Raw genomic sequence first — 14,618 nt, forward strand, 5'->3', positions numbered from 1 at the left:
CGAACAGTTGCGCCATCGGTAACCAGATGGGGGAACCTTTTGGGGCCCGCGTGCATCAGGGCTTGTAGGAGAGCTGCGGGACGTCGTGGCACTCGTGGTCCATGTCTCCCTGGCTCACCCATCCGCGGGCGTCCTCCCAGCGGGCCACCGACAGGCACGTCCTGCGCGTCCTGGGCGGTTCGGGCAGGTGCGCGAACCGGACCGGCAGCAGCAGCCCCTTCGCGGTGTACGGCTTCCCCGCGGCCATGTAGCGGTCGACGCACGCGCGCGTGACGCCCGTCCTCACGCAGGAGGTGGCCGCGTCCGTGAACCACATCGCGGCGGCCCAGCCCTCCACCTGCCACTGGGAGCGGGTCTTCAGCGCCTTCGTGCCGTCCCGGAACTCCCGTACGGCCTCGTGGCCCGTGTCCTCGTAGTTGCGGCTCGCGCCCGTCGCCCACAGGGTGTTGCGGCAGCGCGGGGAGTCCTTGTAGTCCTCGCGGACGGTGGACGTCCAGTTCTGCACGTTGGTGACCTTGGCGAGGACCTTCACCCCGACGTCGTCCATCGCCGCGCACAGCCGGGCGTTGCCGTAGGTGTCGATGGCGTCGAGGACCAGGTCGGCGCCCTGCTCCCGCAGATCGGCCGCGACAGCCCGGAAGTTGGGGAGCGCGAAGTCGACCTGCTCGGTGACGACCTCGTACCCCTCGGCCTTCAGGCCCCGGACGACGAGCCGGGCGTACGCCGCCGACGCGGGCTGGTTGTACGAGACGACGGCCGCCGTACGCGCGCCCTGCCGCTCCTTGAAGTAGCGGTAGATCTCGGTGCCGCCGTACAACTCGCCGTCCCAGCCGGGTTCTCCGTTCCTCGGCGCGAGGCTGCCGTAGATCCCGTAGAGGTGCGGCCAGGTGTCGTAGGCCGCGCCGATGGGCTGCCCTCCGATGTCGGGCACGCGCGCGCGGGAGACCCGGGAGGCGCCCGCGTAGTCGAGGGCGGTGGTGGCGACGAGGGCCACCACCTCGTCCTCGTCGACGAGCTTGTGCACGCACTCGTTGTTGCCGACGCCGCTGCCGCCGTCGTCGCACGTGCGCACCTCGACCCTGCGTCCCGCGATGCCGCCGCGTGCGTTCAGGGCGTCGAACCAGGCCTTCGCGCCGTCGCGCGGACCGGTGAAGGCGTCGCCGCCGACCGGGCTGGTGGCGCTCGTGACGATGCCCACGCGGATCGGCTCCGCGGTGGTGCTGGCGGGCGTGCGGTCGGGCCGGTTCTCGAAGTCGCTCTCGGGGAGGCGGCTGCCGCAGGCCGTGCCCGCCAGGAGCAGCAGGAACAGCAGGCCCGCGACAGCGGATTCAGCAGCCCGGCCCCGGCGAGGCATTGCCGCTCAGCGTGACCAGACCGCACAGCGTCCTGACCGACACCTTCCAGGTGCCGTCCTGTTCGACGGAGGTCCCGGCGGCGTCCGGCATGACCGTGGCGCCCTTCAGGGTGAGCGTGTACGTGACGTCCGCGCCGGTCGGCGAGGTGAAGGCGACCTTGCCGACCGTCGCCTCCACCTGTCCGCCCCGCTCGTCGCCGCTGAAGCTCTTCAGGACCGCGTCCATCGCGTCGCCGTTCTCCAGGACGGCCTGTTTCTCCTTCGTGGGGACGGCGGGGTCGAAGAACTTCTTCCAGTTCTCCTTGATCTCCTTCTCGGCCGCCGCCGGGTCGTCCGGCGCGCTCGCGCTCGGACTCGGCACGGCCTCCGAGGTCCGCTCCGCGGAGGGCGAGGGCGGATCCGTGTCGTCACCGCCGCTGTCGTCGCCGCACGCCGTGAGGGCCGGGGCGAGCAGGAGCACCGCCACCGCCAGCCCACGGCCCGTACCCCGCCTGAGATCACTCCCGAGAACCATCTGGCTCACCACCGGGTGTCGGTCCGGGCCGTGCGCGCCCGGAGCTTTCAGGGACAGCTTCCAGAAGGCATAGTGCAAGTCCGTCGGCGGACTTGGAAGACAGCCGCACACATACGGCCGGACACATCATGTGGAGCCCCCATGCGGACTGCTCGACTGCGGAATGTGCGTCCCGTCCTCTGGGCCGGGTGGGCGGCGCTCGCCACGGGCGCGGTGCTGTGCGTCCTCGGCTGGTACGGGATCTCCGGCGAGCGGTACGCGGAACGGCAGCTGCCCTACCTCGCGTCCTGCACGGTGCCCGGAGCGGCCCTGATCATCGCCGCGGCGGTCCTCCTCACCCACGGCAGGAACGCCCTCGCGGCGACTCGTGTGGAGGAGCTGTACGGGCTCCTGGTGGCGGCCGGCCCCGAGGACGCCGCCTCCGCCGACGGGCCGGCCGCCGCGCCCGTGGCGGTCAGCGGGGATCTGCTGATGGTGCCGGGCGGCACGCTGTGGCACCGCGCGGACTGCCCGCTCGTCGCCGGGAAGCCGGAAGCCCTGCCGGTCGACTCGCGGGTCCTCGCGGGCGGGGACCTGGCCCCCTGCCCGATCTGCGAACCTACGGCCTCGGACGACCCCGCGGACGAGTCCCCAGGCGCCTCCCCCGATGTCTCCCCCGGCGCCTCCTCGGACGGTCCCTCGTCCGGGGCGGCGACCGGCTGATGGCGTCACCGATGTCGTCACCACTGATGTCGTCACTGACGTACGACCTCACGCTCGCCGGGCTCTCCGTGGGCAGCGCCGCCGCGCTCACCGGGATCGGACTGGTCGTCACCCACCGGGCGACGGGCGTGCTCAACTTCGCGCACGGCGCTATCGCGATGGTGTGCGCCTACGTGCTGCGCGGGCTCACCGTCGAGTGGGACTGGCCACTCTCGCTCGCCGCGCCGCTCACCCTGCTCGTGGTGGCTCCGGCGATCGGTGCGGCGCTGGAACGATTCGTCTTCCGCCCCCTGGCCGTCCTGGGCGGCGACCCCGCGCAGACCCTCGTCGCGTCCATCGGCGTGTTCGTCCTGCTCGTCGGAGGGGCGGCGCTCGTATGGGGGCCGGGCGCGCGCTCGGACGCGCCGACGCTCGTCTCCGCGGACCCCTGGGGGCAGTTGACGGTGGCAGTCGTGCTGGCCGCCGGCGTGGGAGCGGTGATCCGCCGTACCCGCTTCGGCCGCGAACTGCGGGCCGTCGTCGACGACCGTTCGCTCGCCGCGCTGACCGGCGTCGACGCGGACCGGGTGGCCGCGGCGGGCTGGGCGTTCGGCTCGTTCACCGCGGGCCTGACGGGGGTGCTGCTGGCCCCGTACGTACGCCTGGACCCGTACGGCATGCCCCTGCTGGTCATGGAGGTGGTGGCGGTCGCGGTGGCCGCCCGGATGCGGAGCCTGCCGGTGGCGGTGGTGGTGGCCCTGGGCATCGGCGTCGCCCAGAGCCAGCTGACCCGGCTGCACCCCGGAGGCCGCCTCGAACCCCTCCTCCAGGCGGTCGGCGCGAACCTCTTCGTCGTCGCCCTGCTTGTCGCCGCCCTGGTGCTGCCGGGGATCGGCGCCCGGGACGCCCTCCCGCGCACGGCGACGGCCCGCGTGCCGACCCCGCCGGGCGCGTGGATCGTCGCGGCGGTCCTGTTCCTCCTTCCCCTGGGCTTCGCGGGTACGGACCTGCACACGGCGGTCCAGGTACCGGCGCTGGGCGTGGTCCTGCTCTCCCTGGTCGTGGTCACGGGCCGCGGCGGCCAGATCTCCCTCGGCCAGGCCGCGTACGCGGGTCTGGGCGCCCTCTTCACGGCACTGCTGGCGGCGGGCCGCTTCCCGGGCCTGCCCGAACTCCCGGAACTGGCCGCGCTCATGGCCGCCGTACTGCTGGTGGCGCCCCTGGGCCTGCTGACGGGCTGGCCCGCCATCCGCCGCCACGGTCTGGCCCTCGCCCTGGCGACCTTCGCGGTGGGCGTCGGCGTCAGCCGCTTCGTCCTCGCCCAGCCGTACGCCACCTCGGGCCTGAGCCTGGGCCGCCCGGCCGCCTTCGAGGGCGACCGCGCGTACTACGCACTGGAACTCCTCCTCCTGGCGGGCGCGGTGTGGGCCGTCCACGCGCTCCGCCGGGGCCGTACCGGCCGTGCCCTGGCCGCGATGCGGGACCACGAGGCGGGCGCGTCGGCGGCGGGCGTCCGCGTCCCGCGCCTCAAACTGACGGCCTTCGTCGCGGGCGCGGCGCTGGCCGCGCTGGGCGGCGGCATGCTCGGCATGGGCGTACGCGCCTTCGACCCGGCGGCGTACGACCCGGTCCGCGCTCTGCTGTGGTTCGCCGCGATCGTGGTGCTCGGCGCCGACAGCGTCCTGGGTGCCCTGCTCGCGGCGGCCCTCCTGGTCGGCCTGGACGCGGGCACGCGCGGCGGCGTGGCAGCGGCGGCGACAGGCATCCTGGCGGTCCTGATCGGCCGCTTCCCCGGCGGCCCGTACGAGGCCCTGCGCTCAGCTGCATCAGGCCTGCGCCTGCACCGCGAAGTGACATTGACCCCGCTGGGGGCGGGGGCGCGACGAACGGTCCGAGCGCGGCTACGGAACGCGGGCACGTCGCGGGGTTCGCGGGACGCCACGGCCGAGTCACGCTCGGCCGGCACGCCCACGGCGGAAGCACCCTGGGCGGGAACGCCCGGAAAGGGATCGCCCAGGGAGGGATCGCCCCCGCCGGGGAGGCCTGCCGCGGCGACGCTCCCGGAGGGGACGCGCCCGGAGGGGAGGCCGGCGGTGGGGAGGCCGGTTGTAGAGAGGCCCACGGTGGGGACACCTCCGGTGGAGAGGCCCGTGCCGGGGACGTCTGCCGCCACTGACACGCTGCGCTTTCGCGCCGTCGAACAGCCGCTGGTACGACGGCCGGTGCCACCGGCCGGGTCCGACGCCGACGGCTCCGGTACGCGGTGGCCGTCCGGCGCGGCGGAACGGGCCGGGTCCGACCGTGGCCCTGGCCCGTGCGCGGCCGCTGCGGGCGCGGGCGGCGCGGGCGGCCCCGGTGGCGCCGCGGGGGCTGGGGTGAGGCCCCTCCGCCCTCCGGGTGGCCGCTCGGCACCCGGCCCTCCCGTACTGCGGGCCCGGGCCCTGCGCGTCGCGTACGACGGGTTCACCGCGCTGGACGGGGTCGACCTCGATCTGCCGCCCGGCCGGATCACCGCGGTCGTCGGGCCCAACGGGGCCGGGAAGAGCACGCTGTTCCACTGCCTCGCCGGAACCGTCCGGCCGGTGTCGGGCCGCGTCGCGCTCGGGGAACGGGACATCACCCGGCTGCCCGCCCACGCACGGACACGGCTCGGCATCGCCCGCACGTTCCAGCAACTGGCCGTCTTCCCGACCCTGACCGTGGCCGAGAACGTCCAAGTGGGCGCCGAGCAGGGGCGGGTCACGGACACCGGAGCGGCGGAACGGGCCCTGCGGCTGCTCGGGCTCGACGGAACCGTACGGACGCTGCCCGCCGCGGACCTGCCCACCGGGACCCTGCGACGCGTCGAACTCGCCCGCGCCCTCGCCGCAAGCCCACGCGTCCTGCTGCTCGACGAACCCGCGGCCGGTCTCGACACGGGCGAAGTGACGGCACTGGCCCGCGTGCTGCGCGCGCTCGCCGCCGACGGAACGGCCCTGCTCGTCGTCGAGCACGATCTCGACCTGGTCGCCGGACTCGCCGACACCGTGCACGTCATGACCGCGGGCCGCGTCGTCGCCTCCGGCCCCGCCGACCACGTACTCGAAGGGCTGGACGAGTACGACGACGGGGCAGGCAGGTCCGGCGGATGAGCGCGGCCGGGATCTCGCTGCGCCACGCGCGCGTGCGCTACGGCCCACTGGAGGCCCTGCACGGCGTCACCCTCCACGCGCCCGCGCCCGGCGTCACCGTCCTGCTCGGCCGCAACGGCTCCGGCCGTACGACCGCGCTCCGCGCCCTGGCCGGCACCCTGCCCCTGTCCCACGGCGCCGTGGTCTGGGACGGCGCCGACGTCACACGTCTGCGCGCGTACGAACGGGCCCGCCGCGGCCTGTGCCTCGTCCCTGACCGCCGTGCGGTGTTCGCCTCGCTCACGGTTCGCGAGAACCTCGAACTGGCCGCCTCGGGACGCCCCTTCTCGCCCGCCCTCGACGCCTACCCACGGCTCGACGCCCTGCTGCCCCGAAGAGCGGGCACGCTCTCCGGCGGCGAGCAGCGCATGCTCGCCCTCTCCCGCGCCCTGCTGGCACGCGCGCGCGTGGTCCTCGTCGACGAGCCCGCACAGGGCATGTCCCCGACGGTCGCGGCCCGCACGTACGAGCTGCTGCGCGGCCTCGACGCCTGCGTGGTCGTGGCCGAACAGCGCCTGCCGCCCGGCCTGTGCGCCGCCCCGAACCTCGTGTACGAACTCCGGCGCGGCGCGGTCGTGTTCAGCGGCGAGGCGACAGAGAGGGTGACAGCGACGGGAACGGGGACGGGGACGGGGAGGTCTGCGGCGTCGGGTCCGTCAGGACCGGCGAGGCCGACGTGACCGGCGCGGAGGGGACGGCCGGGGGGACAGGGAGGACCGGCTGAGTCGGCTGGACCGGCTGGGTCGGCCGGGTCGGCCGGGTCGAGGGGATCAGCGGAGTCGGTGTGCTCGGGCGGCTCGCGGCGGGCGCCGGCTCACCCCCTCCGCCGGTCTGGGAAGTGAGCCGCCGTCCCGGGCCCGCCCCCTTCGGAAGCCGCAGCATCGTGCCGATGTTCAGGCGGTCCGGACGCGCCCCGACCAGCTGCCGGTTGAGCTTGTAGAGCGCCTTCCACCCGCCCTTGACGCGGTAGGCCCGGGCAATCGAGGAGAGACTCTCCCCCCGCCTCACCACATGCGCGCGGCCCGTGAGCCCGTACCTCTTGGAGCAGACGGGCCAGGCCTTCCAGCCCTGCACGCGCAGTACTTCCTCGGCGACCCTGATCTGTTCGTCGCGCGTGGCCAGGTCGGCCCGCCGCGCGTAGGCGAGGCCGCCGAACGTCCGCCAGGTGGGCTGCCAGAACTGCAGCCCTCCGTAGAAGCCGTTCCCGGTGTTCGCGTTCCAGCGGCCGGAGCTCTCGCACTTCGCAACGCAGCCCCACGGCCAGCGGTCCTTCGCACAGGCGTACGGCGCCCGGTCCGCCGTCGCGGGGCCGGACGCCGGGGTCGGTGGTGCCGCCGCCTCCGCGGGGGCCGGCAGGGCCAGAACCGCGGCGACGACAGCCGCGTACCGCATGCGCTTGATCGACATCGGGCCACGCTAGGTGGGGGTGCGGCGCCCTTCCACGAGCCGCGCGGGCGGTTGCAGGGGGCCCACCCGGTCGGCCGCGTGCGTTCTTGCCTGCGGGCCGGTGGGGGCTGAGCGCGCAGTTCCCCGCGCCCCTCAAAAGCGGGGCTGCGCCCCTGCTTTTGCCTTTGGGGGCGCGGGGAACTGCGCGGCCCGCCCCCACCGGACCCGCAGCCGAACGCAGATCCTCAGACCGTCAGACCCTCAGCCGCTGTCCAGGCACGATGACATCGGGATCCCCACCGATGACGGCCCTGTTGGCCGCATACACGCGCTGCCACGTCGTCCCATGCCGCGCCGCGATACCGCTCAACGTGTCACCACTCCGAACGGTGTAGCCACCACGGGCCGAGCCACGCCCGGTGTGCCCCACCGACCGCTCCGGCGCCTTCGCCGACTTGGACGACTTGGAGGGCTTTGACGGCGCGGCCTTGCCGGTCGCACCCGACGCGGCCCCCGCCGGAGCGTTCCCCGACGCCCCCGCGCGCGCCGCGCAGGTCGGCCACGCGCCCCACCCCTGCGCACGCTGCAGCTTCGTAGCGACAGCGATCTGCTGCGCCTTGGACGCCTTGTCGGCCGTGGACGCGTAGGCCGTACCGCCGTACGCGCGCCAGGAACCGGCGGAGAACTGGAGCCCTCCGTAGTAACCGTTCCCGGTGTTGATGTGCCAGTTGCCGCCGCTCTCGCACTGGGCGATGCGGTCCCACACCCCACCGTCCGCCGCGACGGCGTTGCCGTTCGCGGCGAGCAGTCCGAGTGGGGCGAGCAGAGCCGCCCCGGCGAGAACCGCGGTCGTACGAGCCTTACGGGTGTTGTCGGCACATTCGGACATGTATTTCCCTCTCGAAGGACCCGGGGTCCCCCGAGGCGGTACGGGACCGCCGCGTCTCGGCGCGGTCGCCCCGACCCGCCCCGTCCGCCGGAGGTGGTGCGGAGTACTGCGGGTGGTGCGAATGATGCAGGTGGTGCGTGTGGTGCGGGCGGCGGACGTACCCGAGCGGTGCTCGCTGCACACGGCGGAGCAATGTAGAGAGGAAAGAGGTCCGGTATCAACCAACTCCTCGTCATTCCAGGCCAGTTCACCGTTACCGTAGGTATCATCGATTTTGAGCCACCCACTTCATTCGTGGATTTCCTGATTTGTCGACCATTGAGCCCGGTGATCTGTGACTCACGTCACCGGGTCAACTTCCGCGCTGATCAAGGGAGTTGGCGTGGAGTGACGGATTCCGCCGCCGGGTTCACCGTGTGCGCAGGATGGTTCGATTCCGTTCGCTCTGGGGCGTGACCCCCGCCACAGATCCTCCGTTGTCTTCTTCATGAGCCGGGAACCCCTCCGGTTCACGGACCGGGAGCCCCCGGCCACAACACGCACCGCACCCGAGGAGCCCCCCGTGCCGCGCATGCTCGACGTCAGCGACGACGTACGCGCCGAGATCGGCGACGAAGAAGCCGACCGGCTGCTCGCCGGAGAGAACGCCCCGGGCAGTTACGACTGCACGTCCTGCCGCACCCAGGGCGACTCCGAACAGGAGCGCACCAGCACCGTCCTGTTCATCGGCGACGAGACGGCCGTACTCGCGTTCGCCCACGCCACCTGCCTGCCCTCGCAGGTCGTCCAGGTGACCGAGGAGCAGCTGCAGGGCGCCGTCCGGTCCATCACCGGGGACGAGCGCCCCTCCGAGGCCCTGCCCGAGCAGGCCGTCCTCGGCGTCACCAGCGGACTCATCCTGCTCGGCGGCGAACTGCACCCCGCGCTCGTCGTCGAACCGACCGGGCGCATCGCCCGGCCGGGCACCACGGGAGGGGGCGGCGACGACTTCCTGCCGCTCCTCATCGAGCAGGGCTTCATGCCGGTCAGTCAGCTCACCGAGGTGCCGCCGGTGCTGCACGGCTGGTCCGTGCTGCTCGCGATGGGCCAGCTGCACGCGGTCCTGCAGCCCAGCAGCAGCGGCGGCTCGCCCGTCGCCTGGTGGCAGGCCCATCAGCCGCTCCAGGTCACCGACAGCTGGCGGGCGGCCGCCAACAAGCACCAGCAGGTGCTGCTGTTCGCGGCCCCGGTCGGCTCCATCGGCCGGCAGCCCCGCGAGGACCTGCTGCGCGACGCCCTCGACAAGGCCGCGGTGGGCGGCCGACTGGTGGCGAGCGCGATGCCCCTCGCCGGCACCTGACCGGCACCGGACCGGCACCGGACCTGCGCCCGTCCCGCATCCGCCCCGTAGCCGTCCTGCAGCCGTCCTGCAGCCGTCCTGCATTCGATCGACAGCGCTGTGACCTGCGAAAGCGGGCCGTCGGCCGCATCCGAAGGGCGGCGGGGTCGTTGGCACGTACGTGTACACCTACGACACCCCCCGCCGCCCGCCCTACTCGTCACCGATCCCGGCCATGCGCCCGGCCCGGGACGCCACGGGCGGCTCTTCGGCCACCCCGATCTACGACGCGCTCTACGCGGAGTACCTCAGGACCTTCCGGGCCCTGCCGGGTGACCGCATCGGCGAGGAGGAGCTGGGCTTCACGGCTTTCGGGATCAGCCCGCACGGACAGGGGTCGCACGGATCGGGCCTGCCCGGATCAGGCCTGCACGCCTCCGGCCTGCCCGGATCGGGACTGCACAGCGCCGGCCTGCTCAGCAGCGGCTCGTACGGCTCAGGCGCGTACACGCCGACCGTGTACGGCATGCGGCAGGTCGCCGGGCAGCACCAGACGGGGTACGCGGCCACGCACCAGAGCCAGACGGTCACCTCCGTGTGGCAGCCGGTGGCACGGCAGCACGCCACGGGCCTGACACCGGCGGCGCTGCCGCCCGGCCCGCGCAGAGAACGCTGACGCGAGCCGAACACGAACGGGAGAGGGCCCCTGCTTCACGCAGGGGCCCTCTCCCATGTCCACCGTCCACGCACACCGCTCGCGCGGCGGCGGTTACTTCTTCTTGCCGCGCTTCTCGCGCACCCGCACCGAGATGTGGATCGGCGTGCCCTCGAAGCCGAACTCCTCGCGCAGACGGCGCTCCACGAACCGGCGGTAGCCGTGCTCGATGAAGCCCGAGGAGAAGAGCACGAACCGCGGCGGCTTGGTGCCCGCCTGCGTGCCGAAGAGGATGCGCGGCTGCTTGCCGCCCCGGATCGGGTGCGGGTGGGCGGCGACCAGCTCGCCCAGGAAGGCGTTCAGCCGACCCGTCGGGACACGCGCCTCCCAGCCCGCCAGCGCGGCCTCGATCGCCGGGACCAGCTTCTCCATGTGGCGGCCCGTACGCGCCGAGACGTTGACCCGCGGCGCCCACGCCACCTGGAGCAGCTCGGTGTCGATCTCCCGCTCCAGGTAGTAGCGGCGTTCCTCGTCGAGGGTGTCCCACTTGTTGAAGGCCAGCACGATCGCGCGGCCCGCCTCGACGGCCATCGTCACGATGCGCTGGTCCTGGACGCTGATGTTCTCGCTGGCGTCCAGCAGGATGACCGCGACCTCGGCCTTCTCGACGGCGGCGGCCGTGCGCAGCGAGGCGTAGTAGTCGGCGCCCTGCTGGAGGTGGACGCGCTTGCGGATACCGGCCGTGTCGACGAACTTCCAGGTGACACCGCCCAGCTCAATCAGCTCGTCGACCGGGTCGCGGGTGGTGCCGGCGATCTCGTTGACGACCACACGGTCCTCGCCGGCCACCTTGTTCAGGAGCGACGACTTGCCGACGTTCGGGCGGCCGATGAGCGCGATGCGGCGGGGGCCGCCGACCGCGATACCGAAGGTCTGCGCGGGCGCGTCGGGCAGCGCCTCCAGGACGGCGTCCAGCATGTCGCCGGTGCCGCGGCCGTGCAGCGCGGAGACGGGGTGCGGCTCGCCGAGCCCCAGCGACCAGAGGTACGAGGCGTCAGCCTCGCCGCTCAGGCCGTCGACCTTGTTGGCGCACAGCACGACGGGCTTGCCCGCCTTGCGCAGCAGCCGCACGACGGCCTCGTCGGTGTCGGTGGCGCCGACCTTGGCGTCGACGACGAAGACGACCGCGTCGGCCGCCTCGATGGCGAACTCGGCCTGCGCGGCCACGGACGCGTCGATGCCGAGGACGTCCTGCTCCCAGCCGCCGGTGTCGACGAGCTTGAAGCGGCGGCCCGCCCACTCGGCGTCGTAGGTGACGCGGTCGCGGGTGACGCCCGGCTTGTCCTCGACGACGGCCTCGCGGCGGCCGATGATGCGGTTCACCAGGGTCGACTTGCCGACGTTCGGCCGGCCGACGACGGCGAGGACCGGGAGCGGGCCGTGGCCCGCCGCCTCGATCGCGCCCTCGATGTCCTCGGCGTCGAAGCCCTCTTCCGCGGCGAGCTCCATGAACTCCGCGTACTCGGCATCGCCAAGCGCCCCGTGCTCGTGCTCCGAGCCGTCGGGCTGGATCTGGTCGTTCATGAAGTCCGTACCTCGTTCATCGTGGTGATCGGTGGAACCGCCCGTATCGGACGATCCACTACTCAAGTACTCAAGTGTTACTCAGCGCCCGGTGAGACGCCTGGCGTTTTCCAGGTGCGCGGAGAGCTGCTTCTGGATGCGCACGGTCGCCTCGTCGAGCGCCTTGCGCGTACGCCGTCCGCTGCCGTCGCCCGCCTCGAAGGGGTCGCCGAAGACGACGTCGACCCGGCTGCGCAGCGGGGGCAGCTGCTTTATCAGCCGTCCGCGCCGCTCGGTGCTGCCCAGGACGGCGACCGGCACGATCGGGGCCCCGCTGCGGACCGCGAAGTAGGAGAGACCGGCGCGCAGCGAGGCGAAGTCTCCCTCGCCACGGGTGCCCTCGGGGAAGATTCCGAGGACGCCGCCGTCGTCCAGGACGCCCAGCGCCCGGGTGATCGCGCTGCGGTCGGCGATCGTGCGGTCCACCTTCACCTGCCCGATGGCGAGCAGGAAGGGGTCCAGCGGGCCGACGAACGCCTCTTTCTTGATCAGGAAGTGCGTGGGCCGGGGTGCCACCCCCATGACCATCGGGCCGTCGATCATGTGGGAGTGGTTGACGGCGAGGATCGCCGCACCGCTCGCCGGAACCCGCCAGGCCCCGAGGACGCGCGGCTTCCACAGTCCGTACATCAGGCCGACGCCGATACGGCGGCCGACGTCGGCCCGCCGGGCTGTCGGCGCTGCGTTCGGAGCTTCGCTCACTTCGCGGCCCGCTTCTCCTCGACGAGGGTGACGACGCACTCGATGACCTGCTGGAGCGTGAGGTCGGAGGTGTCCACCTCGACCGCGTCGTCCGCCTTCGCGAGCGGGGAGGTCTTGCGGGTGGAGTCGGCGGTGTCCCGTTTGATGAGCGCCTCGCGGGTGGCGGCGACGTCGGCGCCCTTCAGCTCACCGCTGCGGCGGGCGGCGCGGGCCTCCGGCGAGGCGGTGAGGAAGATCTTGAGGTCGGCGTCGGGCAGCACGGTCGTACCGATGTCCCGGCCCTCGACGACGATGCCCTGTCCGGCCGCCGAGGCGATCGAGCGCTGCAGCTCGGTGATCCGGGCGCGCACCTCGGGGACGGCGCTGACCGCGCTGACCTTCGAGGTGACCTCCTGGGTGCGGATGGGGCCCGCGACATCCGTGCCGTCGACCGTGATGGCGGGCGCCGCCGGGTCCGTACCGGACACGATGTCGGGCTTGCCGGCCGCGTCCGCGATGGAGGCGGGGTCGGCGATGTCGATGCCGTTGTTCACCATCCACCAGGTGATCGCCCGGTACTGGGCGCCCGTGTCCAGGTAGCTCAGGCCGAGCTGCGCCGCGACGGCCTTCGAGGTGCTCGACTTGCCGGTGCCGGAGGGACCGTCGATGGCGACAATCACGGCCGGGGTGGTCCGGGCGTCGGTGGATTCCACGGGTGCGGACACCTTCCTGGTACGGGGTACTGGCTGGTTCGGGCACGAGCGCGCCCCGAACAAGGTTACTGGCTCCCCGGGCCCCGGCTTACGGACCCCGCGGCGCCCCGGCCCGCGCCCCCGCCGCCACCTCCGCCGCCACCTCCGCTGCCGCCACCGTCACCGCGTCCCTCGCCGCGTCCCTCGTCACCTCCGTCGCCGTGTCCCTCGTCACCTTCGTCGCCACCTCCGTCGCCGATTCCGTGACCGCCTTCGTCAGTGTCCCTGCGCCAGGTTCACGACGATCACCAGGACCAGGACCGCCACCAGGATGGTCAGCCCCAGGGCGAGAGGCCGTCCGGTGTCCGGCAGCCAGGTCGGTGCCTGCCGCGACGGCGGCCCGGCCTGTTCCCGCCGCCGCTGCCGCCGCTTCTGCTGCGTCGGGTGCACCGGCTGCACCGGCTGCATCAGGTGCATCTGTTTCGTCTGCCTCGACGCGGCGGAGGCGGCCGACGGATTCGGCCCGGTCGGTGAGGTGTCGTTGAACACGTCGTGCCCCGTGACCGCGGCCCGCGCGCACCAGGGGCAGGTGGTCAGATGGGAGCCGTGGCTGTGCCGCGGCCGGTCGGGGCAGACCCGGGCCAGGCGGCGTTCCTCGTCGAGGGCGCGCAGCCAGTCCTGTGCCTGGGGCCGGGCGGCCGGGTGGGTGACACCGGGGCCGAAGGCGCGGCGGGCGAGGGCGAGCAGTGCGGGCGGCAGGATCGTCGGGTCGACGACACCGCGCGGGACGATCACACAGCCGGGTGCGGCGACGTAGGAGCGGCTGGCCGCGATGTTGTCCTTGACCGTCGTCTCGGACTCGCTGTCGCGCGGCACGCCTCCGAAGGGGTGGTTCCCGGCGGTCAGGAGCTGGTAGATCAGCACAGCGAGGGCGAAGTCGTCGCTCTGCCGGGTGGCGGGGCCGCCCGCCAGCCGTTCCGGGGCGGCGTAGTCGGCGGTCTGCATCAGACAGGGGAACTCCTCGTGCGTCGCCGGGTCGGTGAAGGCGATGGAGTCGCAGTCGAGGAAGGTGACGAAGCCGTTGGCGTCGACCACCACGTTGTTGCTGGAGAAGTCGCCGACGACCAGACCTTCGTAATGCATCCGGGCGGTCATGAAGGCGAGGTTCCAGCCGACGCCGAGCATGAACCGCCAGTCGGTGCGCTCCGGGAACAGCCGCAGTCGCTGGGCGCGGGTGAAGAGGCCGACGAGCTGGACGTGCCCCGGCTCGCCGAACCGGCGCATCGCGTAGCCGAGGAACTCTCCCCCGGCGCCCCGGGCCACCGCCGTGGGCCAGGCCAGTTCCGGCGGCTGGCCGGGGCCGATGGGGCGGCCGCCGAGCGGGGTCAGGGTCAGCATGCGTTCCAGGCGGCGCTCCTGTTCCGCGCCGGGCGGCTCGCGGTAGAGCTTGACCACGATCTGCCGGTGGTCGGCGACGGGGTAGACGGCAGCCTGTCCGCCTCCCTTGAGCGGTTGCGGGCCGAGCGTCACCCGCCGTCCGTCGAGGAGGACACGCTGCCCTGTCGGGGCCGTCACGAGCCGGGCCCCGTCACCCACGGGCCGGAGTCCGTACCGCTGGAATCCCGGCGGCCGACGCCCCGACGACCGGCGCCCCG

General features: G+C 73.3%; 13 protein-coding genes. 5 read left to right on the top strand and 8 right to left on the bottom strand.

The window, feature by feature from the left end:
• Positions 1 to 55: 55 nt before the first annotated feature.
• Positions 56 to 1,354: an ABC transporter substrate-binding protein gene (locus C6Y14_RS36440; RefSeq protein WP_107021170.1), complete on the bottom strand. Its 1,299-nt coding sequence runs from the start codon at positions 1,352 to 1,354 to the stop codon at positions 56 to 58.
• The gene (locus C6Y14_RS36445) at positions 1,329 to 1,868 is read right to left on the bottom strand and encodes a hypothetical protein (protein ID WP_107021171.1); all 540 of its coding nucleotides are present in this window, start codon (positions 1,866 to 1,868) and stop codon (positions 1,329 to 1,331) included. The genes C6Y14_RS36440 and C6Y14_RS36445 overlap by 26 nt, the downstream gene beginning before the upstream one ends.
• A gap of 141 nt (positions 1,869 to 2,009) precedes the next feature.
• On the opposite strand from C6Y14_RS36445, the gene C6Y14_RS36450 reads away from it, so the two are divergent.
• From C6Y14_RS36450 to C6Y14_RS36460, 3 genes are read left to right on the top strand one after another with little or no spacing between them, the layout of a single operon-like run.
• Positions 2,010 to 2,570, top strand: coding sequence for a hypothetical protein (locus tag C6Y14_RS36450; protein ID WP_107021172.1), 561 nt, complete (start codon positions 2,010 to 2,012; stop codon positions 2,568 to 2,570).
• 26 nt (positions 2,571 to 2,596) lie between these two features.
• A complete protein-coding gene (locus C6Y14_RS36455; RefSeq protein WP_107021173.1) occupies positions 2,597 to 5,680 on the top strand; it encodes a branched-chain amino acid ABC transporter permease/ATP-binding protein in 3,084 nt (1,027 codons plus the stop codon).
• Positions 5,677 to 6,399, top strand: coding sequence for an ATP-binding cassette domain-containing protein (locus tag C6Y14_RS36460; protein WP_107021174.1), 723 nt, complete (start codon positions 5,677 to 5,679; stop codon positions 6,397 to 6,399). Before C6Y14_RS36455 ends, C6Y14_RS36460 begins: the two co-directional genes overlap by 4 nt.
• Here C6Y14_RS36460 and C6Y14_RS36465 read toward each other — a convergent pair.
• Positions 6,299 to 7,126: a LysM peptidoglycan-binding domain-containing protein gene (locus C6Y14_RS36465; RefSeq protein ID WP_107021175.1), complete on the bottom strand. Its 828-nt coding sequence runs from the start codon at positions 7,124 to 7,126 to the stop codon at positions 6,299 to 6,301. The two genes, C6Y14_RS36460 and C6Y14_RS36465, sit on opposite strands and share 101 nt — an antisense overlap.
• 232 nt (positions 7,127 to 7,358) lie before the next feature.
• Positions 7,359 to 7,994, bottom strand: coding sequence for a LysM peptidoglycan-binding domain-containing protein (locus tag C6Y14_RS36470; protein WP_107021176.1), 636 nt, complete (start codon positions 7,992 to 7,994; stop codon positions 7,359 to 7,361).
• Between the two features lie 562 nt (positions 7,995 to 8,556).
• On the opposite strand from C6Y14_RS36470, the gene C6Y14_RS36475 reads away from it, so the two are divergent.
• Both C6Y14_RS36475 and C6Y14_RS36480 read left to right on the top strand, forming a co-directional pair.
• Entirely contained in the window at positions 8,557 to 9,333 is a 777-nt protein-coding gene (locus tag C6Y14_RS36475; protein ID WP_107021177.1) for a hypothetical protein, read from the top strand.
• 160 nt (positions 9,334 to 9,493) lie between these two features.
• Positions 9,494 to 9,988 carry a hypothetical protein gene (locus C6Y14_RS36480; protein ID WP_107021178.1) on the top strand — a complete coding sequence of 165 codons (495 nt, stop codon included), beginning with the start codon at positions 9,494 to 9,496 and terminating at the stop codon, positions 9,986 to 9,988.
• 93 nt (positions 9,989 to 10,081) lie between these two features.
• On the opposite strand, the gene der is transcribed toward C6Y14_RS36480, so the two are convergent.
• The 4 genes from der to C6Y14_RS36505 form a co-directional block, all read right to left on the bottom strand.
• Positions 10,082 to 11,551 (bottom strand): ribosome biogenesis GTPase Der, encoded by a 1,470-nt coding sequence (der, locus tag C6Y14_RS36485; RefSeq protein WP_107021179.1) that lies wholly within the window; start codon positions 11,549 to 11,551, stop codon positions 10,082 to 10,084.
• A gap of 81 nt (positions 11,552 to 11,632) precedes the next feature.
• A complete protein-coding gene (locus C6Y14_RS36490) occupies positions 11,633 to 12,331 on the bottom strand; it encodes a lysophospholipid acyltransferase family protein (RefSeq protein WP_107021180.1) in 699 nt (232 codons plus the stop codon).
• The gene (gene cmk / locus C6Y14_RS36495) at positions 12,289 to 12,984 is read right to left on the bottom strand and encodes a (d)CMP kinase (RefSeq protein WP_107021181.1); all 696 of its coding nucleotides are present in this window, start codon (positions 12,982 to 12,984) and stop codon (positions 12,289 to 12,291) included. The genes C6Y14_RS36490 and cmk overlap by 43 nt, the downstream gene beginning before the upstream one ends.
• 255 nt (positions 12,985 to 13,239) lie before the next feature.
• Positions 13,240 to 14,538 (bottom strand): hypothetical protein, encoded by a 1,299-nt coding sequence (locus tag C6Y14_RS36505; RefSeq protein ID WP_107021229.1) that lies wholly within the window; start codon positions 14,536 to 14,538, stop codon positions 13,240 to 13,242.
• Positions 14,539 to 14,618 lie beyond the last annotated feature (80 nt).

Origin of the sequence: Streptomyces dioscori (assembly GCF_003024195.1) — a bacterium.
GTDB classification, from domain to species: domain Bacteria; phylum Actinomycetota; class Actinomycetes; order Streptomycetales; family Streptomycetaceae; genus Streptomyces; species Streptomyces dioscori.